This window comes from Streptomyces sp. SID13726 (assembly GCF_010548375.1).
GTDB lineage: Bacteria > Actinomycetota > Actinomycetes > Streptomycetales > Streptomycetaceae > Streptomyces.
The window spans coordinates 97,253-119,834 of sequence record NZ_JAAGLY010000015.1; the positions used below are offsets into that span (position 1 = coordinate 97,253).

Annotated in this window: 24 protein-coding genes; 12 read left to right on the forward strand and 12 right to left on the reverse strand. The window is 72.2% G+C overall.

Features of this window, described 5'->3' with window-relative positions; genetic code table 11:
- Positions 1-190: 190 nt before the first annotated feature.
- Positions 191-2,440 (forward strand): MMPL family transporter, encoded by a 2,250-nt coding sequence (locus tag G3I78_RS31940; protein WP_164430982.1) that lies wholly within the window; start codon positions 191-193, stop codon positions 2,438-2,440.
- Here G3I78_RS31940 and G3I78_RS31945 read toward each other — a convergent pair.
- Both G3I78_RS31945 and G3I78_RS31950 read right to left on the reverse strand, forming a co-directional pair.
- Entirely contained in the window at positions 2,397-3,515 is a 1,119-nt protein-coding gene (locus G3I78_RS31945; RefSeq protein ID WP_164431238.1) for a PP2C family protein-serine/threonine phosphatase, read from the reverse strand. The two genes, G3I78_RS31940 and G3I78_RS31945, sit on opposite strands and share 44 nt — an antisense overlap.
- Positions 3,516-3,582: 67 nt before the next feature.
- Positions 3,583-4,773 carry a glycoside hydrolase family 64 protein gene (locus G3I78_RS31950; protein WP_164430984.1) on the reverse strand — a complete coding sequence of 397 codons (1,191 nt, stop codon included), beginning with the start codon at positions 4,771-4,773 and terminating at the stop codon, positions 3,583-3,585.
- A gap of 337 nt (positions 4,774-5,110) precedes the next feature.
- Between G3I78_RS31950 and G3I78_RS31955 the strand changes: the two genes are divergently transcribed.
- Positions 5,111-6,004: a GNAT family N-acetyltransferase gene (locus G3I78_RS31955; protein ID WP_164430986.1), complete on the forward strand. Its 894-nt coding sequence runs from the start codon at positions 5,111-5,113 to the stop codon at positions 6,002-6,004.
- Between the two features lie 96 nt (positions 6,005-6,100).
- The gene (locus tag G3I78_RS31960; RefSeq protein WP_164430988.1) at positions 6,101-6,451 is read left to right on the forward strand and encodes a hypothetical protein; all 351 of its coding nucleotides are present in this window, start codon (positions 6,101-6,103) and stop codon (positions 6,449-6,451) included.
- Positions 6,452-6,532: 81 nt separating this feature from the next.
- Here the strand turns inward: G3I78_RS31960 and G3I78_RS31965 are convergent, their stop codons facing one another.
- Positions 6,533-7,432 (reverse strand): Gfo/Idh/MocA family oxidoreductase, encoded by a 900-nt coding sequence (locus G3I78_RS31965; RefSeq protein WP_164430990.1) that lies wholly within the window; start codon positions 7,430-7,432, stop codon positions 6,533-6,535.
- Positions 7,433-7,759: 327 nt separating this feature from the next.
- Between G3I78_RS31965 and G3I78_RS31970 the strand changes: the two genes are divergently transcribed.
- Both G3I78_RS31970 and G3I78_RS31975 read left to right on the forward strand, forming a co-directional pair.
- On the forward strand, positions 7,760-8,617 hold the full coding sequence (locus tag G3I78_RS31970) for an aldo/keto reductase (RefSeq protein WP_164430992.1): 858 nt from the start codon (positions 7,760-7,762) through the stop codon (positions 8,615-8,617).
- A 167-nt stretch (positions 8,618-8,784) separates the two neighbouring features.
- Complete coding sequence (locus tag G3I78_RS31975) at positions 8,785-9,603, forward strand: SAM-dependent methyltransferase (RefSeq protein ID WP_164430994.1); 819 nt, start codon at positions 8,785-8,787, stop codon at positions 9,601-9,603.
- A gap of 67 nt (positions 9,604-9,670) precedes the next feature.
- Here G3I78_RS31975 and G3I78_RS31980 read toward each other — a convergent pair whose 3' ends face one another.
- Positions 9,671-10,588 carry a helix-turn-helix transcriptional regulator gene (locus G3I78_RS31980; protein WP_164430996.1) on the reverse strand — a complete coding sequence of 306 codons (918 nt, stop codon included), beginning with the start codon at positions 10,586-10,588 and terminating at the stop codon, positions 9,671-9,673.
- A 156-nt stretch (positions 10,589-10,744) separates the two neighbouring features.
- Positions 10,745-10,972 carry a DUF397 domain-containing protein gene (locus G3I78_RS31985; RefSeq protein ID WP_343243900.1) on the reverse strand — a complete coding sequence of 76 codons (228 nt, stop codon included), beginning with the start codon at positions 10,970-10,972 and terminating at the stop codon, positions 10,745-10,747.
- A 211-nt stretch (positions 10,973-11,183) separates the two neighbouring features.
- On the opposite strand from G3I78_RS31985, the gene G3I78_RS31990 reads away from it, so the two are divergent.
- From G3I78_RS31990 to G3I78_RS32000, 3 genes are all read left to right on the forward strand, one after another.
- The gene (locus G3I78_RS31990; protein WP_164430998.1) at positions 11,184-11,744 is read left to right on the forward strand and encodes an ATP-binding protein; all 561 of its coding nucleotides are present in this window, start codon (positions 11,184-11,186) and stop codon (positions 11,742-11,744) included.
- Between the two features lie 39 nt (positions 11,745-11,783).
- Positions 11,784-12,326, forward strand: a complete 543-nt coding sequence (locus tag G3I78_RS31995) for a hypothetical protein (protein ID WP_164431242.1) — start codon at positions 11,784-11,786, stop codon at positions 12,324-12,326.
- 381 nt (positions 12,327-12,707) lie between these two features.
- Positions 12,708-14,474 (forward strand): ABC transporter ATP-binding protein, encoded by a 1,767-nt coding sequence (locus G3I78_RS32000; RefSeq protein WP_164431000.1) that lies wholly within the window; start codon positions 12,708-12,710, stop codon positions 14,472-14,474.
- A gap of 12 nt (positions 14,475-14,486) precedes the next feature.
- Here G3I78_RS32000 and G3I78_RS32005 read toward each other — a convergent pair whose 3' ends face one another.
- Positions 14,487-14,822 (reverse strand): hypothetical protein, encoded by a 336-nt coding sequence (locus G3I78_RS32005; protein WP_164431002.1) that lies wholly within the window; start codon positions 14,820-14,822, stop codon positions 14,487-14,489.
- 174 nt (positions 14,823-14,996) lie between these two features.
- Here G3I78_RS32005 and G3I78_RS52275 point away from each other — a divergent pair, with 174 nt between their 5' ends.
- Positions 14,997-15,239 carry a DUF5133 domain-containing protein gene (locus G3I78_RS52275; protein ID WP_164431004.1) on the forward strand — a complete coding sequence of 81 codons (243 nt, stop codon included), beginning with the start codon at positions 14,997-14,999 and terminating at the stop codon, positions 15,237-15,239.
- Between the two features lie 85 nt (positions 15,240-15,324).
- On the opposite strand, the gene G3I78_RS32015 is transcribed toward G3I78_RS52275, so the two are convergent.
- Positions 15,325-15,777 carry a peptidoglycan-binding domain-containing protein gene (locus G3I78_RS32015; RefSeq protein WP_164431006.1) on the reverse strand — a complete coding sequence of 151 codons (453 nt, stop codon included), beginning with the start codon at positions 15,775-15,777 and terminating at the stop codon, positions 15,325-15,327.
- Positions 15,778-15,991: 214 nt separating this feature from the next.
- A complete protein-coding gene (locus tag G3I78_RS32020; protein ID WP_164431008.1) occupies positions 15,992-16,966 on the reverse strand; it encodes a helix-turn-helix domain-containing protein in 975 nt (324 codons plus the stop codon).
- Between the two features lie 222 nt (positions 16,967-17,188).
- On the opposite strand from G3I78_RS32020, the gene G3I78_RS32025 reads away from it, so the two are divergent.
- Together G3I78_RS32025 and G3I78_RS32030 are read left to right on the forward strand one after the other, a co-directional pair.
- Positions 17,189-17,644: a hypothetical protein gene (locus tag G3I78_RS32025; protein WP_164431010.1), complete on the forward strand. Its 456-nt coding sequence runs from the start codon at positions 17,189-17,191 to the stop codon at positions 17,642-17,644.
- Positions 17,645-17,759: 115 nt separating this feature from the next.
- A complete protein-coding gene (locus G3I78_RS32030; protein ID WP_164431012.1) occupies positions 17,760-17,981 on the forward strand; it encodes a hypothetical protein in 222 nt (73 codons plus the stop codon).
- 7 nt (positions 17,982-17,988) lie between these two features.
- Here G3I78_RS32030 and tgmB read toward each other — a convergent pair whose 3' ends face one another.
- The 3 genes from tgmB to G3I78_RS32045 all read right to left on the reverse strand — a co-directional run bounded on the left by tgmB (position 17,989) and on the right by G3I78_RS32045 (position 19,622).
- On the reverse strand, positions 17,989-18,963 hold the full coding sequence (gene tgmB / locus G3I78_RS32035) for an ATP-grasp ribosomal peptide maturase (protein WP_164431014.1): 975 nt from the start codon (positions 18,961-18,963) through the stop codon (positions 17,989-17,991).
- Between the two features lie 17 nt (positions 18,964-18,980).
- A complete protein-coding gene (gene tgmA, locus G3I78_RS32040) occupies positions 18,981-19,172 on the reverse strand; it encodes a putative ATP-grasp-modified RiPP (RefSeq protein WP_164431016.1) in 192 nt (63 codons plus the stop codon).
- A 132-nt stretch (positions 19,173-19,304) separates the two neighbouring features.
- The gene (locus tag G3I78_RS32045) at positions 19,305-19,622 is read right to left on the reverse strand and encodes a YkvA family protein (RefSeq protein ID WP_164431018.1); all 318 of its coding nucleotides are present in this window, start codon (positions 19,620-19,622) and stop codon (positions 19,305-19,307) included.
- A 211-nt stretch (positions 19,623-19,833) separates the two neighbouring features.
- On the opposite strand from G3I78_RS32045, the gene G3I78_RS32050 reads away from it, so the two are divergent.
- On the forward strand, positions 19,834-20,832 hold the full coding sequence (locus tag G3I78_RS32050) for a hypothetical protein (RefSeq protein WP_203615800.1): 999 nt from the start codon (positions 19,834-19,836) through the stop codon (positions 20,830-20,832).
- 279 nt (positions 20,833-21,111) lie between these two features.
- Here G3I78_RS32050 and G3I78_RS32055 read toward each other — a convergent pair whose 3' ends face one another.
- Positions 21,112-22,260: a hypothetical protein gene (locus G3I78_RS32055; RefSeq protein ID WP_164431020.1), complete on the reverse strand. Its 1,149-nt coding sequence runs from the start codon at positions 22,258-22,260 to the stop codon at positions 21,112-21,114.
- Positions 22,261-22,582: the final 322 nt, after the last annotated feature.

Consider the following 22,582-nt stretch of genomic DNA (forward strand, 5'->3'; position numbering starts at 1 on the left):
CCGGATCGCTGAGCGGCCCCGGTGGAGTCAACGGGTCCCGCTATCACCATTCATCGCCCGGGCCGACCCTGCATCCGGAACCGCCCGCGACGGACCCCGCCGGGGTGGCCTTCGCCCGGGATGCCCGGGCGAACGGACAGGCGTGTAATGGGGGTATTGATCTCTCGGGGTCGGCAGGGAAGACGACGCCATGGCCAAGACCACACCGCGTTCGAAGGGCGTTCTGCGCAGGCTGGGGGAGTGGTGCGCCCGGCACTTCGTGATCGTCATGGTGGCCTGGCTCGTGGCCCTGGTCGCCCTCCAGACCCTGAACCGGTCGTTCGGCGGTGAGTACTCCGACAACTTCTCCCTGCCCGGAGTCCAGTCGCAGAAGGGCCTCGACGTCCTGAAACGGCACGACCCCGCGGCCGGCGGCTACGGCAGCCAGATCGTCCTGCACGACGGCGACAAGCAGCTCACCTCGCTCGGCTCGCAGTTCTCCACCACGGTCGCCGACCTCCAGAAGCTGCCGCACGTGCTGTCGGTCCAGAACCCGCTGACCGCGCCCGCCTCCAAGGTCGGCCCGCTGTCCTCGGACGGGAAGACGGCCTACATCACGGTCCGCTTCGACGTGCAGCCCTCGACCCTCGGCGACGGCTACCTCCACGGGGTCGACAACGCCGTACAGCCGCTGCGGGCGGCCGGGGCCGACGTCGAGTACGGCGGGCCGCTCGGCGAACTCGCCAGGCCCGCCGCCGACGACAAGGTCAGCGAGCTGATCGGCTTCGCCGTGGCGATCGTCGTCCTGCTGGTCGGCTTCGGCAGCGTGATCGCCGCCGGCATCCCCCTCGTGACCGCTCTGATCAGCGCGATCGGCGGGCTCGCCTGTCTCGGCCTGCTGGCCGCCGCGTTCACCTTCGCGACCGTCTCGCCCACCCTGGCCACGATGATCGGACTCGGCGTCGGGATCGACTACGCGCTCTTCCTGATCACCCGGCACCGGCAGAGCCTCATGAACGGCAAGGACCCGGTGCACGCGGCGGGCGCGGCCACCGCCACCAGCGGACGCGCCGTGCTCGTCTCCGGCTGCACGGTGATCATCGCCCTGGCCGGACTGTCCGCGTCCGGGGTGTCGTTCATCGGGAAACTCGGACTCGCCGCCGCCGTCACGGTCGTCTCCGCCGTCCTCGGCGCGCTGACCCTGGTCCCGGCCCTGCTCGGCCTGATCGGCACCCGCATCGACCGCTACCGGGTGCGCCGCCCGGTGGCCGAGACCGACGCCGCCGAGGGCGAGACACCGCACGGCACCTGGCACCGCTACGCCCAGCGGGTCGAACGGCGGCCGTGGCGCTATCTCGCCGCGGGCGTGACGACCGTCGTGATCCTCGCCATCCCCGTCCTCTCCCTCCAGCTCGGCCACATCGGCGACGGCGCGGACCCCACCTCCTTCACCGACCGGCGCGCCTATGACCTGATGACCGACGCCTTCGGGCCCGGCTCCAACGGCCCCCTGACCGTCGTCATCGACCAGACCTCCGTACCCTCCTCCCAGCGCTCCACCCTCTCCACCCAGGCGCAGAAGACCCTCGACGGGGTGTCCGGCGCCGCCGCGGTCACCCCGCTGACGCCCACCAAGGACGGGGACGTCCTGCTCGCCACCGTCTACTCGAAGCAGTCCCCGCAGAGCGCCACCACCACCGACCTCACCAACCGGCTCGTCGACACCACCCTGCCCGCCGCGGTCACCGGCACCGACGCCCGGGGATACGTCACCGGCACGACCGCCGCCCAGGTCGACTTCCGCGACATCGTCTCCAGCCGGCTGCCCCTCATCATCGGCGTGGTCGTCGCCCTCGCCTTCCTGATCATCCTGGCCGTCTTCCGCGGACTGCTCGTCGCGATCAAGGCGGCCGTCCTCAACGTCCTGTCCATCGCCGCCTCCTACGGCGTCGTCGTCGCCGTCTTCCAGTGGGGCTGGGGCGGACCCGCGCTCGGCGTCTCGGGCAAGGTGCCCATCGAGAGCTATGTGCCGATGATGATGTTCGCGATCATCTTCGGACTGAGCATGGACTACGAGATCTTCCTGCTCTCCCGGGTCCACGAGGCATGGCTGCGCACCGGGGACGCCAAGGCCTCCGTCGCCCACGCCCTGGAGATCACCGCCCGTGTGATCACCTGCGCGGCGCTGATCATGGTGAGCGTGTTCGCCGCGTTCATCCTGAGCGACAACATCGTGGTCAAGATGCTCGGACTGGGCCTCGCGGTGAGCGTGCTGATCGACGCCACCGTCGTACGGCTGCTGATGGTCCCCGCCGTCATGACCCTGCTGGGCCGGCACGCCTGGTGGACACCCCGGTGGCTGGACCGGATCCTCCCGCACATCGACGCCGAGGGGGACCACGAGGCGCAGGCGGAGGTCAGTGCGGCCGGGGAGCGTCCGGCGCGAGAACGAGCATCGTGACGTCGTCCTGGAGCGCCGGGGCGTGGCGCACCAGGTCCGACCAGACCCGCTCGGCGAGGACGGAGACGGGGCCGGGCGCCCCGGGAGCGTCGGCCGAGAACTCGACGAGCCGTTCCAGCAGCGGATAGAAGGCGCCTTTCGCGTCCCGTGCCTCCCAGACACCGTCCGAGGCCAGGAAGAGCCGGTCACCCGGCAGCAGCGGCACGGTGATCCCGGCCGGCGGCGACGCGTCCGCCAGGCCCAGCCCGAGCGGGGTGCCCACGGGCACGTCGATCTCCACGGCCCGCCCGTCCCGCAGCAGCACCGGCCCCGACTGGCCGCACGCCACGATCCGCACCGCCCCCGCGTCGGCGCCGAACTCCAGCAGCACCGCCGTGGCGAACAGCTCCGAATGGCGTACGTCCGCCGAGTCGACCACCAGCCTGCGGTCGAGGCGCGCGGCCACCGACTCGGGGTCCGGCTGGTCCAGCACCGCCTCCCGGAAGGCCCCCAGCAGCGAGGCGACGGTGGCCACGGCCGACAGCCCGTGCCCCTGCACGTCGCCCATCACCGCCCGCACCCCGCCGGGCCCCTCCCGCACGTCGAAGAAGTCACCGCCGACCAGCGTCCCCCGCTGCGCCGCCCGGTACAGCCCCGCGCACCGCACCGGGCCCACCCGCTCCGGCAGCAGCGGCACCACGGCCCGCTGCGCGACCTCCGCGACCGCGCGTTCGGTCACCAGCTGGGCGTCGCGCCGGCTCCTGACGAACGACACGATCACACTGAGCGCGGCGACGAAGCCCACGGTCAGCACATCCGTGGTGCCCGGATCGTTGAGCCGGAACGCCGGAACGTTCAGCACGACCAGCACCAGCCCGCCGAGCACCGCGGTGGCCGCCGGCCCGTACGACAGCACGGCCAGCGGCGGGATCGCGCCCAGCAGGAACCCGATGTCCAGCGGATCGGGGCTCGTGAGCGTCGCCACGCACACCCCGGCCAGCAGCGCGGCGGGCAGCACCCGCACCCAGCCGGGCGGCGGCGCGCCCCGCAGCCAGGTCCGCCGGTCCCGGTCGCGGCGCGACGACCGGCCGCGCACTCCGCTCACACCACTACGCTGCTACGACCCACCGGGCGCCGCACCCCGAACCGCCCGGGACGCCCCGCTAGAACGGCGTCAGCGTCACCCGGATCGCCGTGGGGGCCGTGTCCTGGACGTACGAGGCGAAGTCGGCCACGTCGTCGAAGGCGAAGCCGTACGCCTTGCCGTCCACGGTGGCCGCGTGCATGGCCTTCGCGTAGTGGTTGGTGAGCGCGGTCCGGTAGAAGGACGCGGGGTCGGTGGTCGGCTGGGCGGCGGTGCTCACCAGCGTCGACCGGTTGAACCCGGCGCCGAGCACGGCGGCGACCGGCCCCGTGGTGCCGTCGTTGGGAGCGGCGAGGGCACCGTCGCAGAAGAGCACGTCCCGCGTCGACGGCCGGGCGAACGACACCTGCGCGGGCCCGTCGAACACGAACCGCCCGCCGCGCACCCGGCCGGTGAACGTGCCCGCGTTCGTGGTGACCGTCAGGTCCTTGCCGGAGTAGGTGCTCCACACCTCGTCGATGTACGGCGCGAGGTAGTCCGCCGCGAACAGCCCGGAGTCCAGGCCGTGTCCGGGCGCGATGACCCGGGTGTCGTCCACGACCAGCGGCGCGAACTCCTCGACCTGCCGTACGGCGGCGAACGCGGCGGCCCGCCCGGAGGAACGCAGTGTGCCCGTCGTCTGGTCCCGGGCGCCGGTCAGCCGGATGCTCAGTGGCACGCTGAACATGTCCACCATGGTCGTGTTGCAGAACATGCCCGCCGCGTTGTGCGTGAACTCGGCGCAGTCGTGCAGCACCGGGTAGTTGGGGTCGGAGGTCACCCAGCCCGCCGGGTACTGGAGGGCCGGGGCGCCGTTGCCGTCCGTGACGACCTTGAACTTCAGCTTGGCGCCCAGGGACACATAGATCCGGCCGGACAGATAGGGGAGCGTCAGCCGGGTCTCGCCGCTGCCGGCCAGGCCGATCGCGTAGTCGGTGTAGCCGTCGGCGCCGTTGTCGGAGAGGGCGACCGGCGCGACCGTGCCGTCGGGGGTGACCCGGACCTGCCGCCCGTCCAGGTTGCCCACGATGTAGACGTGCACATCGGCGTTGCCGAAGGCGCCGGTGTCGTTGACGACGGTCAGCGGCAGCGCACCGGCCGCCGCGGTACGGGCGGTGTCGGCGAGGGCGTGGGGGGCCAGCGCCGCCGCGGCGGGTACGGCGGCCATGGCACCGCCGAGGGCGGAGAGGACGGTGCGGCGGCCGGGACCGCGCTGATGACGAGGTGTCATGTGGGGGGTCTCCTCGATTGGTTGAGAGCGCTCTCAGTTCGTTGCCGGGGCCCGATGCTACGGACGGCGCGGGCCCCGGCATACAGAGCGGACGGCGTTTAATGCCGCCTTAAGGGCCGTTTAAGCGGTGCGGGGCCCCGAGCGGTCGGCGTCGAAAACCGATGGACGCGCCCGGCCGGGATCCCGTAACGTCTGCCGTCACGCCCCGAGACCTGCGGAAGGAGGCGAGTGCCGTGCAGTCCACCACCATCCAGCGCTCCCTCTTCGCTGTCCCGGCGTGCGTCGTCTGACCGACCGGGAGCGCTCCACGCAGTACGCATCCCGGAGGAATCCACCCATGACCGATCTGGTCATCCGCGCGCTCGACGAGCGCGACACCACTCTCTTCGACGTCTTTCCCGACCCCCTCGGCACCGCCGAGGGACACCGGCGCACCCGCCACCGCCCCGACTGGAAGCGCGTCGCCCTGCGCGACGGCGAGGTCGTCGCCCGCGGCGCCTGGTGGGGCGGCCCCGATGACACCGCGCCCCTGAACATCAACTGGTTCGACGTGCTCCTCGGGGAGGAGGAGGCGGGCGCAGAACTCCTGCGCACTGCGCCCTGGCAGGTCGAGATCGAGATGAGCCTGCCCGCCGGATGGCGCGCGGAGCCCGAGTCGAGCGCCGCCGCGGAAGCCCGCTTCACCGCCGCCCGGAAGGCCGGCTACGAGCTGTTCGTCGAGCGCTACCTGTACCGGTGGACGCCCGAGCACGGACTGCCCGAACGGCCCGGACGCCTGGAGTTCCGGACCGAGGACGACGACGCCGTCTTCTTCGACCTGCTGCGCCGCATCCATTCCGTCACCCTCGACGCGCACACCCTCAAGGACATCGAGGAGGGCGGACTCGACCGGGCCGCCCAGTCGGAGCTCGACTTCTTCCACTGGTGCCCCTCGCCCCGCGAGTGGTGGCAGATCGCCCACACCCCGCAGGGCGACCCGGTCGGCATCCACATCCCGGCACACAACCCGTCAGGCCCCTGCGTCGGCTTCATCGGGGTCGTACCGGAACACCGGGGACACGGCTACGCCTACGACCTCCTCACCGAGTGCACCCGCTTCCTGGTCGAGCAGGGCGCCGACTTCATCGCCGCCGCGACGGACCAGGGCAACTTCCCCATGGCGGCGAACTTCACCAAGGCGGGCTACCCCGTCGTCCGTGAGCGCCTGCACTTCCGGCCCGCGAGCACCTGAGGCACGGCCCGGCACCGGCAGCCGCTCAAGGGCGGTTGTCAGTGCCGGGTGCCATGCTGGCCGGAGGGTTGGATCTTCGGCGGACCGGGGAGCGGCATGGGGTTCTTGGGCGAGGTGTGGCAGGTGCGCGGCGGTGACGGACCGGTCGGGGAGATCCTGATCGATGACGCCGACTTCCCCTGGCTGTCGGGCCGTTTCACGGCGGGCCCGGGATACGAAAGCGTACGCGAGCTGTTCGTGCGCGAACTCGCCCTGATGGAACCGCTCATGACACAGGACGACGAGGAGGGCTGGCGGAGGTGGGAGGCCGCCTACGACGAGATCGAGCGGCGAGTGACCCTGGTCGCGCCGGGCGGCCCGGTCCCCGAGTTCCTGCTGCACATCGAGGGCGACCGGGCCTGGTTCCGGTGGAACGACGAGCCGTTCGAGGGCGGGGCGGGAGCGTGAGCGGGTGAGCCACGCGGAGGGCTCGGTGCTCCCCGTCGTGGCTCTTCCGGGCCCTTCCGGTGAGGCCCGTCGTGCCCCTTCCTACGCCGTGGGCCCGGCGCTCCCGCCGTCCAGCAGCGCCTCCGCCGTCGTCAGGATCTCGGTGACCCGCAGGGCGAACGCGGCGTCGCACGGGTGCGGCTGTCCGGTGCGGGCGGCGGCGAGCAGTCCGTCGGCGGCGCGGAGCACGGCGGGCACCACGCCTTCGGTCGACTCGGGGAGCCGGGTCACCCCGCCCGCGCCCCGCAGTTCGACTCCGGCGCCCGCTGCCGCCGGCGGCGCGGTGAGGCTCAGCGTCAGGGTGCTCGACGCCCCGCCGGTGTGCCTGAGGACCAGGTGGACGGTGTCGCCGGGACCCCGCACCGCCGCCGCCACGTCACGGACGTCGCCCAGCACCGGCAGCAGGACCGACAGCGCGTGCGGGCCCACGTCCCACAGGGCACCCTTCTCGCGCCGCCACGGCGAGTCGGCGAACGGGCTGTCGCTGGTGAACACCGACCCCAGCCACTCGGCCCGCGCCGTGAACCAGCCCTCCACGCCCGCCTGTTCACCGATCCACGCCTCTGTCTCGGACAGGAAGCGCGAGGTGAAGAACACCACCGAGGCCGCCCCGGTCTCCCGGGTGGCCTCCACCACCGCCCGGCCCTGCTCGACGGTGAGGGCGAGCGGCTTGTCCAGGAGCAGATGGCGTCCGGCCCGTGCGGCCCGCGCAGCGAGGTCGGCCTGCACGGCCGGCGGCAGGGCGATCGCCACGGCGTCCACGTCGGCCAGCAGCGCGTCGACGTCGTCGTAGGCCCGGACGCCGTGCTCGTCGGCCAACTCCTCGGCCGCGTCGGGACGGCGGCCCCACACTCCGGCGAACTCCAGCTCCGGATGCGCGACGAGCGCCGGGGCGTGGGCCATCCTGGCCCAGGGACCGGTGCCGAGCAGTCCGATACGCATGCCGTCGCCTCTCGCCTCACTGCCGAAACCCAGGACGACCGGCAGGGGATCGCTCCCTCGGCTCACCTCAGCGGATCACCGACCGGTCGAGGTGAGCGTGCCACATCCGCACCGGCTCCCCGCAACCCCCGTCTCGGCAGCCGGGCCGCCCCTGACCACCGAGGACCGCGATTCAGTGGTCCCGTCGCTGAATGCGTTCTCATTCTTCTATTGGACCTTGAGCGCACCGGGCGGCCAGGCTGGTGGGAGCCCGGCGCCGCCGCCCACCTCCGTGGCGGCACCGCGCTCCGTCGGTTCCGCGTGACAGCCGAAAGAGGTCCACCTCCCATGCACACCCGCCGCATCGGTGATGTCGAAGTCAGCGCGATCGGTCTGGGCGCCATGCCCATGTCCATCGAGGGACGCCCGGACGAGGCACGTTCCCTCGCCACCGTCCACGCCGCGCTCGACGCGGGCGTCACCCTCATCGACACCGCCGACGCCTACCACCGCGACGCCGACGAGGTCGGTCACAACGAGACCCTGATAGCCAAGGCCCTCGCCTCCCACGAGCGGGGCGGTGACGTCCTCGTCGCCACGAAGGGCGGCCATCTGCGCCCCGGCGACGGCAGCTGGACCCTCGACGGCAGCCCCCGGCACCTCAAGGAGGCCTGCGAGGCCTCCCTGAGCCGGCTGGGCGTGGAGGCCATCGGGCTCTACCAGTTCCACCGCCCCGACCCGAAGGTCCCCTACGAGGAGTCCGTCGGCGCCGTACGGGACCTCCTCGACGAGGGCAAGATCCTCCGGGCGGGCATCTCCAACGCGAACCCCGAGCAGATCAGGCTCGCGAACGACATCCTCGGCGGCCGGCTGGTCTCCGTGCAGAACCAGTTCTCCCCGGCCTTCCGCTCCAGCGAGCCCGAACTGCGCCTGTGCGACGAGCTCGGCATCGCCTTCCTGCCCTGGAGCCCCCTCGGCGGCATCTCCCGCGCGGGCGAACTGGGCTCCGCGCACGCCCCGTTCGCGCGGATCGCCGAGAAGCACGGGGTGAGCCCGCAGCGCGTCTGCCTGGCCTGGATGCTCGCCAAGTCGCCGGTCGTCGTCCCGATCCCCGGCGCGAGCCGCCCGGAGACCATCCGCGACTCGCTCGCCGCCACCGACCTGGTGCTCGACGCGGACGAACTCGCGGAGTTGGACGCCGCCTGAGCCCAACTCCACCGGTCCTGGCCCTCGGTCTCCGGTGCCGTCCGACCTGTCCGCCACACGGCCCGTCCGTGGTCCGACGGGGTGCGGACTGGCACCGGAGATCGTGGTGTCTCTAGGATGGACTCCCTGCCCTGCCAGGCCAGTTGGCGGCACAAGCTGGGGGAAAGATGAGCACCGGTAAGAATCTGTCCACGTCGATCGACGCCTCCGTACCCACGGCCGCGCGCATGTACGACCACTACCTGGGCGGCAAGGACAACTACGCGGCCGACCGCGCGGCCTGCGAGGAACTCGACAAGGTCGTCCCCAGCACCCGCCGGCTCGCCGTGAACAACCGGCGGTTCCTCCAGCGGGTCGTCAGGACCCTCGCGGCGGAGCACGGCATCCGGCAGTTCCTGGACCACGGCTCAGGCCTGCCCACCCAGGACAACGTCCACCAGGTCGCCCAGTCGATCGACCCCACCTCGCACGTGGTGTACGTCGACAACGACCCCATGGTCCTGGTCCACGGCCGCGCCCTGCTGGAGCAGGACGAGCGCACCGCAGTCATCCACGCGGACATGCGGGAGACCGACGCGATCCTCGCCCACGAGGACACGCGGCGGCTGATCGACTTCGACCAGCCCGTCGCCGTGCTGTTCAACTCGGTCATGCACTGCATCCCCGACAGCGAGACGGACGGCCCGCCCGCCCTGGCCGCCCGGGTCCGCGAGAAGCTGGCGCCCGGCAGCTTCATGGTGATGTGCCAGCTGGTCAGCGAGGACCCCGAGGTCCGCGCCTTCGTCACCGACTTCATGGACAAGGCGACCCAGGGTCACTGGGGCCGGGTACGGGAGCCGAAGGACGTCGAGGCGTGGTTCGAGGGCCTGGAGATCCTCGAACCGGGTCTCGTGGAGGTCTCCACCTGGCGCCCGGACTCCGAGGTGGCACCCCGTCAGCTCACCCACGAGTGGATCGAGTTCGGCGGCGTCGCCCGACTGCCGTGACCTGACCCGGACACAGAAGACGGTGGCGGGACCCGGAAGGGGTCCCGCCACCGTCATGCCCGGCCGGTCAGCCGCCGTAGCGCTGCTGCATGGTCTCGCGCAACAGCCGCAGCGAGGCCCGGGGTTCGAGGGCGTCGTCGGCCAGCCGGTCCAGGGCGAGCCGGTACTCCTCGGTCTCGTCCCGGTCCTCCAGGAAGTTGGCGCTCTTGATGTGCTCCAGATAGACCACGTCCGGCAGATCGAGCCCGCCGAACCGCAGATAGGTGATCGGGATGGCGGGCGCGGACGCGTTCGTCACGTCCAGCGGGATGACCTGCACCGTCACATTGGGACGCTGGGCCATCGCCACGAGATGGGCGAGCTGCTCCCGCATGACCTCGCGGCTGCCGAGGACCCGCAGCAGCACCGACTCGTCGATCACCGCCCACAGCTGCGGGGCGTCCGCGCGCAGCAGCAACTCCGCACGCCGGGTGCGCAGTTCCACCCGGCGCCCGACCTCGCTCGCGGGGGCCGTCGGCAGACCGCGCTCCACCACCGCACGGGTGTAGTCCGGGGTCTGGAGCAGACCGGGGACGTACTGGATCTCGAAGGTACGGATGGCGGCGGCCGCCTCCTGCAACCCCACGAGGCGGTCGAACCACTCGGGCATCAGCCGCTTGTCGTACCGCTGCCACCAGCCGGGCTCACCGGCCCGCTGCAACAGCTTGACCAGCACCGAGGCCTCGTAGCCCTCGGTGCCGTACAACTCCAGCAGAGCGCGTACATCGCTCTCCGACGGGGGCCTGCGGCCCTTGCCGGACTCGATGCGGGACAGCTTCGCGGGGCTGAACCCCAGGGCGCGCGCCGCCTGGTCCTGGGCGAGCTTGGCATCCTCGCGGAAGCCCGCCAACTGGACCCCGACCAGCATCTTCAACAGCGTGGGAGCCGGTTCGGGCCGGTCCAGATACGGTTCCAGACGGGAGATGCGGTGGGACGCGGCAGACATCCTGACTCCCAGTAAACCGGCACAGAGACGACTCACACTATCGCACTCAGAGTGGCCGCACCGCATCTATCCGTACAACCCTGTGTCGGCACGGGAGTTGGGCCCGTACCGCCACAGGTCCCCGGATCCCACCGGAATTCGTCTCGGGCCACGGCCTCACAGCAGGTGGTCGAACTCCCCGTCCTTCGCGCCGGCGACGAACGCGGCGACCTCGGCGGGTGTGTAGACCAGCGCGGGGCCGTCGGGGTCACGGGAGTTGCGCATCGCGATGTCCCCGTCGACCAGGGGGGCGACTTCGACGCAGTTGCCCTCGGCGTTGCTGTGACGGCTCTTGACCCAGCGGGCGTCGAGCGAACTCGCCCGCACTCCGTTCTGCACTGGCACTGCAGTCTCCTTGCTGTTCACGTTCCCCGCCGGGCGCTGTGCCCGGCCGTCCGGGCAGGGACGGCGTACGCCTCCACGGCCCCTGCCGCCCCACCCGCCGAACGCGCAATTTCTCGTGCAATTGCACGCGGGCGCCTTCAGCGTGGATAATAGCTCCGGCGTCAACCCCTTCGGTTGCGCCCCCGTCCTGACGTCGCATCAGGGAGATGCCGTGTCGTCACCTGCGAACCACGCGCTCCGACTGCCGGGCCAGGCCGTGCCCGGGGCGGGTGGTGCGGACACGGCCGGTGAGGCCGCGCGTCGCCCCGTCCCGTCCGGTCCCTCCGGCCCGCGCCGGCAGCATCCGGCGAGCGGACCCGGCGGCTCGGCCGCACTGCTCGTCAGTTGCAGCGGAGAGGGGTTCGCCCGGGCCCGTGCCTTCGCCCGCGACACCCTGTGCAGCTGGTCCCTCGACCACCGCAGCGACGACGCGACCCTCGTGATCACCGAGCTCGCCGCCAACGCCGTGGCCCACGCGATGCCCCGGGCCGGAGCGGGCGGCGCGGCGGAGGTGTGGCTGGGCCTGGCCCTGGACCCGGCGCATCTGCTGGTCAGCGTCTCCGACCCCGCCGACGCGCCGCCCGCCTACACCCCCGCCGACGTCTCCGCGCTGCCGGAGCACGGCCGGGGGCTGTACATCGTCGACGCCCTCGCGGAGGAGTGGGGCTGGACCCTGCGTCCCCCCGCCGGCAAGACCGTGTGGGCCAAGTTGTCGACCGCCCCTCCTCCCTGACATGACCGAGACATGACCGACGCGGAAAGGCCTCACGCCATGCGCACCGCTCCGGACCAGCCGAGCAACGAGCGCACCAGTCGCCCCGTGCCCCCGCCCGGAGCGGCGCGGACCGCCCCCCTCGCGGCGCTGAGCCGGGTGCCGTGGAGCGAGATCCAGGACTCCACCGGCTCTGCGGCGGCCATCCCCCTGCTGCTCAACAGCGTGGCGTGGGGAGACGCCGAGACCGCGAGCACCGCCCTCGGGGACCTGCGGAAACGCATCTGCCAGTACGGCTTCGTCGTCGAACAGGCCACCGCCGCCACGGTCCCCTTCCTCTGGGAACTGGCCCAGCTGCCCCAGGTGACCTGCCGGGCGGAGATCATCCAGCTGCTCAGGAGCATCGCCGGCGCCCGCCAGTGGGAGAGCACCGCGGCCATCTACCCCAAGCTGCTCAACCACCGTGAGAACCCGGTGGTGTGGGAGCGCCAGGCCCGCCAGGCCGTCCGTGCCAGGAGCGGTGCCCTCAGCCGGCTGATGGCCGACGACGACAGCGAGATCGCCGACGCCACGACGGAACTCGCCCGCGCCCTGGACGAGTAGTCCGCGACCGGTCGGCATCCGCAGGGGCCCTCGCCCGCACTTCGGAGGGGTCCACGGCGTCGGCACGGAGTTCGCCGGCGCTTCGGAGGGGTCCACGGCATCCGGTACAGAGTTCGCCCGAACTCCGGACGGGTCCACGACGTCCGCACGGCCCTCGCCCGCGCTTCGGACGGGTGCACGGCATCCGCACAGAGCTCGCTCGCACTCCGGACGAGTGAAGGCAGACACACGCAGCTCGCCCGCACCCCGGACGAGTGAAAGCAGACGCACGGCCCGCACTCCGGACGAGTACAAGGCATCCGCGCCGATTGGTGTAGTCCTTGTCGACGAGGGGGAGGAAGCGCTTGCCCTCGCATCGGCTACTGGGGAGGACCACCGACGATGGCATCGTCGCCGGCGCAACCGCTGGACCATCGCTACCGGGGCGAACACCCGATACGCACACTCGCCTACCTGTTCCGCGCCGACCGCCGCCGACTGGCCCTGGCCGTCGCGGTGTTCACCGTCAAGCACAGCCCGATCTGGCTGCTGCCCCTGATCACCGCGTCCATCATCGACACCGTCGTCCAGCACCAGCCGATCTCCCGGCTCTGGACCAGCGTCGGCGTCATCCTGTTCATCCTCCTGATCAACTACCCCCTGCACATCCTCTACGTCCGTCTCCTGTACGGCAGCGTGCGCCGCATGGGGACCACCCTGCGCTCCGCCCTGTGCACCCGCATGCAGCAGCTGTCCATCGGCTACCACTCCCGCGTCAGCGCGGGCGTGCTCCAGGCCAAGGTCGTGCGGGACGTCGAGACCGTCGAGCAGATGGTCCAGCAGACCGCGGAGACCGGCCTCGGCGCGACCACGGTCCTGGTCGGCGGACTGGTCATCATCGCCGTACGGACACCGGAGTTCGTGCCCGTCTTCCTCGTCGTCGTCCCCGCCGCCGCCCTGGTGGTGGCCCGCCTCAGGGCCCGGCTGCGCACCCACAACGAACACTTCCGGCACGAGGTCGAGACCCTGTCCTCCCGGGTCACGGAGATGACCCGCCTCATCCCGGTCACCCGCGCCCACGGACTGGAGGGCAAGGCGCTGCGCCGCATGGACGGCACCCTGCGCCGCCTGCTGACCTCCGGGATGCGCCTGGACCTCGTCAACGGCCGCTTCGGCTCGCTGGCCTGGGTCGTCCTCAACGTGGTCGGCGTGCTCGTCCTCGCCGGCGCCGCGCTGGTGTCGTACTACGGCGTCTGGGGTGTGACCGCCGGTGACGTCGTGATGCTCAGCGCCTTCCTGACCACCCTCACCAACTCCACCACCACCCTGGCGGGCCTCGCCCCGATCATCACCAAGGGCCTGGAGTCCGTGCGCTCGGTCGGCGAGGTGCTCCAGGAGCCCGAACTGGAGGACAACGAGGGCAAGTCCGCGGTGGACTCGGTGCGCGGCGAGGTCGAGTTCCGCGGTGTGGGCCATGTGTACGACGGCGGCAGCGACGCCGTGCGCGACTTCACCCTGTCCGTCACCCCCGGCGAGACGGTCGCCCTGGTCGGCGCGTCCGGCGCGGGCAAGTCCACCGTCCTCAACCTCGTCATCGGCTTCATCCGGCCCACCTCGGGCCGGCTGCTGCTGGACGGGACCGACATGAACTCCCTCGACCTGCGCACCTACCGCCGCTTCGTGTCGGTCGTGCCGCAGGAGTCCATCCTGTTCGACGGCACGGTCCGGGACAACGTCGCCTACGGCATGGACGACGCCGACGAGGAGACGGTCCGGGCCGCGCTGCGTGACGCCAACGCGCTGGAGTTCGTCGACCGGCTCCCGAAGGGCCTGGACACCCTGGTCGGCGAACGCGGCGCCCGGCTCTCCGGCGGGCAGCGCCAGCGCCTGGCCATCGCGCGGGCCCTGATCCGCGACCCGCGGGTCCTGGTCCTCGACGAGGCGACCTCGGCGCTCGACACCCGCTCCGAGGCGCTCGTCCAGGACGCGCTCGCCCGGCTGCTGCGCGGGCGCACGACGTTCGTGGTGGCGCACCGGCTGTCGACCGTGCGGGGCGCGGACCGGATCGTGGTGATGGGGGAGGGCCGGATCCTGGAGACCGGCACGCACGAGGAACTCCTGCGCCGCGGCGGCGCCTACACCGCCCTGCACGCCGGACAGCTCGCCTGAGCCTGTGACACCTCAGGCCGCGCTGCTCCGGGGCACCCGGCGGGGGCACGTCGAGTCGTGGTCGGTGCCGCAGCTCGTCCACCAGCGTTCGCAGCACGCGGTGTCGAGCTCTGCGCGGACCACGTCGTCGGCAGGACCCGCCGCCCGCAGCTCCCTTTCGGCCAGGGCCCGCCGGTGGTCGCCGAGCACGCTCTCGCGTACGACGGCGATGACCGGGACCAGGCTCGCGGCGGCGAACAGACACGCGGCCCAGACGGGGCCGTGCCGCAGTTCGCGGACCGCGGTCCAGGCGAGTCCGGTGCTCGTGGCGAGGTAGAGGGCGCAGAGGAGTCCGGCGGAGCGGTTCATGGGCGTTTACCGTTCGTGGTGCGAGCGATGCCCTTTGTTCAACGGTTCGCGAGGCTCGGGGAAGCGGGTCCGCTCGCACGGTATTGCGCCAATTGCGTAGCGAGGGGCGGTGAATGGGGTTGGTGCCCCCCTGAGGGGGCATACGGAGCGAAAAATTCGAGAGAGGGGCGCTACGTGCTCGTTCCGGACCCGAAGGCCGTCAGAAAGCTGCTGACCCGGTACGCGTCGCTGCGGATCGCGCAGGCCGCGAGGGAGCGGCCGACGACGGCTCGTGAACTGGCCGACGTGAGCTACACGCTGTGCGTGATGATGGGCACCACCGACGTACGGGAAGCGGTCGCCAGGGCGGACGCCCTGCTGCCGGCCGCTGCGGAGACGGACCCCGAGGGGGAGAGCGGCCTGCCGCTGGCCGTGTGACGCTCACCCGGTCCCGCTCGCGTTGCGGGCCGGCCGGGCGGTGTGTTCACCGCCCGGCCGGCCCGACGCGATCAGTGCGTTCGGATCAGCAGCCCGTGGCGTTGTAATTCCAGAACGCGGACCTGGTCTGCGGCCCGGCGATTCCGTCCGGCGTACCGGCGTTCTCGCCGACGGCGTTCAGGAACTTCTGCAAAGCCGTGATCGTGTTGGGCCCGACGACTCCGTCGACGGTTCCGGCGTTGTAGCCCCAGGAATTCAGCATTCTCTGCGCGGCCATCCAGCTGTTGGTGCCCAGCTGCCCGTCCTCGGTACCGGCGTTGAAGCCCCAGGCGTTCAGACAGCTCTGCCAGTTCTTGGCCCGGGCGGTGTTCAGGCCGAGGTTGTTCACCGCGAGAGGCGAGACGCGCAGGCTGCTGACCGCGGGGTTGGCGGCCTGCTGAGGCGCCGCCACGCTCGCACTCGCCCCCGCGAGGCCTCCGGCGGCGATACCGACGACGGCGGTCGCGGTCACGAGTGCCCTGGCCAGAGAAGATCGCATTGCTTCCTCTTTCCGGTCGACTGTGAAGCCTCTGACTGTGGAAATCGACGCGACCGCCCGCAATGGCCGTTCGCGCCGACCCAAGAGTGCCAGGAGCGCACGCCACGGCCTTGGGAAAATGCGATCGAATTTTTTGTATGACTCAGTACTGGCCATATTTCAGGAACACCCCGAAAGGTTCCTGGAGAGCGCCCGTGAATTCCGTTCGGACGCTTCAGGAATGCGTGGTCACGGGGACGAAGTCCTTCGAATGGAAGGCCGTGCGGTACGCCTGCGGTGTCGTCCCGACCACCCGCCGAAAGCGCTCGCGGAATGCGGTGGGCGAGCCGAACCCCGCCTGGCGGGCGATGCGTTCGACCGGGTGGGCGGTGTTCTCGAGCAGGTACTGGGCGCGCCGCACCCGGGCCCGCAGCAGCCACTGCAGCGGGGTGCTGCCCGTCTGTTCGCGGAAACGGCGGCTGAAGGTGCGCTCGCTCATCCCCGACCGGGCCGCCATCGCGCCGAGCGTGATCTCGTGGGCGAGGTTGTCCTCCACCCACTCCAGAAGCGGCTCCAGCGTCGAACCCCGGGGCACGGGCGGATGGTCGTACACGATGAACTGGGCCTGTCCGCCCTCGCGTTCGAGGGGCATGACCGACATCCGCGCGGAGTGCGCGGCGACCGCCGAGCCCAGGTCCCGGCGGATCATGTGCAGACACATGTCGAGGGCGGCCGCCGCGCCGGCGGAGGTCAGGACGAGGCCGTTGTCGACGTACAGCACGTCCGGCTGCACCTCGACGGCCGGGAAGCGCCGGGCGAGTTCGTCCGCGGCCACCCAGTGGGTGGTGGCGCGCAGACCGTCCAGCAGTCCGGCCTCCGCCAGCACGAACGCGCCCACGCACACCGACGCGATCCGCGTTCCGGCCGCGGCGGCCTCCCGGAGGGCTTCCAGGACCCGCGGGGAGGGCGGTCCGGCGGCGGGGGAGCAGCCCGGCACGATGATCGTGTCCGCCTCCGCCAGCGCCTCAAGGCCCAGCTCTACCCCGAGCGTGAAACCCCCGTCCGCCCGCACCCGCGGCGACTCGGCGCACAGCCGGACCCGGTAGGCGGGGCGGCCGTCGGGCAGCCGCGTCCAGTCGAACACCTGCATGGGCGCCGCCATGTCGAACGGCACGACGTCGTCGAGCGCCAGGATCACCACGGAGTGCATGAACGCCACGATAGGCGGGTTCCCGCCAGCGCCGTAGGGCCGGGTGAGGCAGGAAACAGCCGGTCCGAGGTGTTGGCGGGAACCCGTTGGAAGCTGTCGTTTCAGCCTCTGTGTGATCACTCCGGGGATTCCTAGGGTGAGCGGGCATCACTGCCCGGCGCGACCGCCCGGCACCGACGACCGGCATCACCGACCGCCCTCCGCAGAAGGACACGCCACCCCATGACCAAGTTCCTGCTGGCCCTGCACGTCCTCGCCGCGATCGTCGCCGTGGGGCCGGTCACCGTCGCGGCCAGCATGTTCCCGCCCGCGGTCCGCCGGGCCCCGGCGACGGAGGCCGGGTCCGGCACGGTACGGCTGCTGCACCGCATCTGCCGCGTCTACGCCGGTGTCGGCATCGCCGTCCCGGCGCTGGGCCTCGCCACCGGGGCCGCCATGGGCGTGCTCGGCGACGCGTGGCTGACCACGTCGATGGTCCTCACCGCGGTGGCCGGCGGGGTGCTGGCCGCCTTCGTCCTGCCCCGGCAGGGCGAACTCCTCGACGAACTGACCGAGCAGGGCGGTGTGGAGCGCGCGGGCACGGTCCGACTGGCCATGTTCACCGGCGTCTTCAACCTGCTGTGGGCCACCGTCACCGTGCTGATGATCGTCCGCCCCGGGTCCACCACCGGGGCATGAGGGCCCGCGGCCCGTCAAGCCCAACACCGTAATTCGCACGTCGGTGCGTGGGGGCGCCTAGACTCGACAGTCGGGCCCATGCGCGTGGGCCGCGAAACGAAAGGCGCGTTGCCGGGTGTTCCAGGATTCCCCCATCTACGACCGACTCGTCGCCGAGCGCGGCGACGTCCCCGCTCAGACCCGTCGGGAGGCCGAGCGCGTACGCAGGGAACTGGAGTACGTCATGCGCCCGCTCCAGTCCCTCATGCCCCCGCCGGTCCCGGACCGCCCCGCCCCTCAGGGCCACCCCGGCCAGGGCTGGCAGCCCGCCCTCCCGCCCGCCCCCCGGCCCTACTGACCCGCCCTCAGGACACCGCCCTGCTCGCGCCGTTGGCGGCGGCGCGCGGGTCCGGACCCGGCCGGGCCAGCCAGTCGGCGATGCTCCGCGCGATCGGCTGGCCCGTCTCCACCTCGACGAAGCCGAACTGCCCCGACTGGTTGCACTCAAGGAACCACCAGGTCCCGTCGCCGTCCTCGGCGAAGTCGAAGGCGCCGTAGGCCAGTTCGGCCGCGCGCAGATACTCCCGCACGGCGGCGCCGATCCGCGGCGGTACCTCGGCGGGGCGCCAGGAGGAGGTGGGCGGGGCGAACCGGACGTCCACCTCGTCGTCGGCGCCCGCGTCCTTCCGCGCGGCGAGCATCGTCTCGCCCACCACCGTCAGCCGGATGTCGGCCCGCTTGGCGACCCGCCGTTGGAGCAGGGTGGGGCCGAAGGCGACGGCCGCGAAGTCGGTGTCCGGGTCGACCCGGCTGGTCGGCACCGCCCGCGGCGGGTCCTGCGGATGCGCGCCGGACACCGGCTTGACCACCAGATCCGGGTAGCGCTCGGCGAACTCCCGCGCGGCCTGCGGAAACGTCGTCACGATCGTGGCCGGCACGGGCAGTCCGCTGCGCTGGGCCAGCCGCAGCTGCCAGGGCTTGTGACGGGCCCGGCGGGCCGCGTCCGGGTGGTTCATCCAACGGGCCTCGCTGCCGCGGAGCATGCCGTACAGCGCCTGCGCCGACTCCTCGGTCAGCCACTGCGAGGGCGTCGCCGCCCGGGCGGCGGGCGAACCCGGCCGGCGGACCCAGATCGAGCGCAGGCCCGAAATGCCCACCAGCCGTCCGCCCGCCGACAGATGGCCGCGGAAGGAGCCGTGCACGTACTCGCCCGACAGCGCGACGCCGTCGGTCAGATCAGCCGGGTCGAGCCGGACCACCGGCACCCCCGTCGCGTTGAGGTGCACGACCACCATGTCGGCCGTCACGTCCTCTTCGCAGGTCAGAATCAACACGGTCATGGGTTGTCGGCCTGTGTTCAGTCGTCGAAGTGAGTCTTGGAGCCCGCCGTGGAGGTCGTGGTCCCCAGTTCCCTCATCAGGGCGTGGTCGCGGGCCGCGACCCGGCCGTCCATGAGCACGTTCAACTGCCGCCCGGAGTCGTAGACGTACGGAGTGGTCGCCTCCAACGTCGCTGCCGGACGTGCGTAGTTGAGCGCGAACGGTTGCATCGTCTCTCCCTCGCCGGTACTGCCTCTCCCGGACGGCCGTCACCCCACGACGCCGTCAGGTCAGCCGACTTCCTTCGGCTTCCAGAGACTTATACGAATCGAACGAGTGATTGGTTTCCTTACGCTGCGTAGTCATCGGCGGCGCGAGGTCTCCCGGTCCCCCTCCGGGAGCCGCAGCGCGGCCCGGTCGGCGGCGGACCCGCGCATGGTGCGCAGGGCGAGCAGCAGGACACCGATGTCGTCGAGATACACCGGGTCCGGCACCAGATCGGTGGGCAGCACGAAGTACAGGACCGCACCCCAGAAGACCCAGCGGGGCCCGGTGGGAAGTCCCGCCCGCCGCAGGCCGCGTCGGGTCCGTACCAGGCGCACCAGGGCTCCCACGGCCACCGCCAGCGCCAGCGCCGCGAGCACCGCGGCGACGACGATCAGTGCTGTGGTCGAATCCACGGGCCGACCTCCTCCTCCGGGCGCCGTACGGCGCGCTGTCTGACGGATTCCCGCATCCGGCCGCCCTATGGCTCGCCGGGGCGGCACTCACACACGTGGCTCATCCGAGTGGCACGCCGTCGCGCACCCGCTTACGAATGGTTCACCTCAATGTCGCGGTCGCACGACGGGGGCACGTGGGAGCGGCCGCACTCTTTGTCTGGAGCAGAGCATGACCACCGGCCCGTCAGCAGCTCACCCGAACGAACCCGGCATACCGATCGAACCGTCGTACGGCGATCCCGTCGGCGACCTGGTGCGCGCAGCCGTGGCCGACCGTCCTCTCGAGGACGTCGTCCACCTCATCACCCTCCTGGAACAGTCGCCTCAGTACGCGCAGGCAACCGCCGCGGCCCTCCGGGCGATCGGCGTGGACCGGTCGGTGGAGGACGTCACCCGGCTGGTCGCCCTGCTGACCCGGCCGCCCAGAGACCCGGAGAGCGCTGACGAGGCGATCCGGGCCGCGGCCGAGTCCCGCCCCGTGGAGGACGTCACCCGGCTGGTGGCCCTGCTCAACCGGTCCGAGGTGGAACCCCACTGCGGCCAGGAGGCGGTGCGCGCAGCCGCCACCGGCCGTCCGGTGGAGGAGCTCGTCGAGCTGATCGGGCGGCTGGCGGTCGAACGGCCCCCGCAGCCCCCGCGGTCGCTGTACCAGGAGCAGAGCCCTCCCGAGGAGACGCTCCGGGCGACGGGCCTGCTCATGGCCCCGCCGCTGCCCCTGGCCGCACCGAGGCGGCCGCGACCCGCGCGCAAGCCCGCCTGGCCGAGCCGCCTCGCGGCACTGGCCCTGCTGGTCTGCGGCCTGCTGTGCTTCCCGGCGCACCGCGACGGCGCGGCCCTGCGGGTCTACGGCCTGGCGCTCGGCGTGTCGGCCGTGTGCGCCCTGCTCGGCCTGCTGCTCATGATCCGGCCCTTCGTCCCGGTGCTCGCCCTGGCGGTCGTCGTGCCGGCCGGGGTCGCCGCGGGCCAGCTCTTCGACGGCCGCTTCCACTCGGCGACCCTCTCCCGGGCCCTGGACCTCCCGCTCGCCCCGGCCTGGCTCGCCGGCACGGCGGCCGTGTGCGCGGCCCTGATCGCGCTCACTGCCCTCGTCGTCCATCTGGCCTCACCGTCACCGGCGACCGTGCTGGCCCAGCGCCCGATGGCGGAGGCGATCCGCGAGGCGGGCTGACCCGCCGGCGGGGCGTCAGCAGCGGCCCCTGATCCGACCGCCCGGGCGAACGGCCGCGTGCGGTACCGGAGAGACAGAACCGAGAAGGGCCCGGCGACGGACCGACTCCCGGCGCCGGGCCGTACCTGCCCGTGGCCCCCGGTATCTGCCGGGGGCCACGGGTTACGGCTGTGCGCGCCACGATCGGCGAACCGTCCGACTGGAGCGACGGGCGCTGCGCCCGCGCCACCACCGCACGCGCCCCGCCTCTCACGGCCGACGCCGACCGCTTGCCGCTCTTCAGCCGGTCTTCTGGTCCGTGCCGGAGTCCGTGCCGGGTTCCGGGCCGGAGTCCGGGTGCTCGTCGCGAGGAGCCGGACGCAGCGTGCCCTTCCAGCGGCCGAACGTCCGGGTCAGCTGCTGCAACGGCGAGCCCGTCTGCGGGTCGGCCGAGGGCTCGGGCGCCGGGGCGTTCTCGCGGTAGATCGTCAGGGCCTCGTTGGCCCGCTCGGCGGCCTCCCGGTACAGGTCCCGGGACTTCGTCATGGCCTCCAGCGCCTCGGCGTACATCGTCACCAGCTCGCGCGCCCGGGCCAGTTCCTCCTGCGTCGTCAGCAGCTGCCACTGCTCCCGCAGCGCGGTGACGGCGTCCCGGCCGCCCTCCGGCAGCGGCTTGGGCATCGAGGCGTACCGCGTCACGGTCGCGATCAGCTCGGCCGGCTCGGAGCCGTCGAGGAAGACGCTGCGCACGGAGAAGTCCTGGCCGTCGTACCCGGGCGGCACCGGAGTCCCGGGCAGCACCACCGCACCGCCGCGCGGCACCTCCACGCCGAAGTCCTTCAGGGCCCAGTTCAGCACCCGCAGCTGATGCGGCTGCGCCCGGTGCTCGACCACCCGGTGCCGCAGGCTCGGCGGCAGCATCCCCGCCAGCGGACGGCGCCCGCGCTGATCCGTGGTCATGGCCTCGTGGACGACGACATGCACGGCCCAACTGCCGCGCACGGCCTGCCGCAGCAGCCGCCGGATGTCCTTGTCCTCCTCGGGCAGCACGCTCAGGTCCCGCAGCCGCAGCCCCGTGGCCGCGTCACGGTCCCAGAACACGTCCGCGTCATCCGGCCAGTACATGGTCGCGGGCGACGGCCACCGCAGATCCCAGGGCTGCTCGGCCTCGGCCGCCAGCACCCACTCCTGCCCGCCGCTCGACAGGGGGGAGAGCGTCAGCCGGGCCCGTACGGTCACCTCGTCGGCGACCCGCCAGCGGGCCTCGAAGACCTGCTCCGGCGCCTCCTCGGCGCCGGGCGACTCCTGGAAGTCGTCGATGCCCCCGCTCTCCTTGAGCCGGCCCAGACTTCGGCGCAGGACGTCCGCCGCGTCGGATCCGAGGTGGCGGCCGCGGGCCAGCCAGACGGTGGAAGGTGCCGTGGAGTCTGCCGTGCGAGTGCTTGACATGGGTCCATCTGCGAGAAGGGGTGGGTGTCACGGCCAAGTATCGTCACCGCCGACCGGCCGGGACCAGGCGGGGTCCGGCAGGCGGACGGCCACCGGCGTACGGCACCGGCGGCGCCACGCCCGTAGACGACGGACACGAGGCTCCGGCCTACCTACCCGGCCGGGGCCCCGCGCACACGGGGCGCGTGCGCTCCACACCGAGCAGCCGTCGTTCACTCGTGCCCGGTCGGCACCCCGCACGCCACAATGACCTCTCGAACAGGGCCCGCCCACCATCCGCATTGGGGCGGGCCCTGTTCGCCGTGTCTGCCCTGTTCCGCGT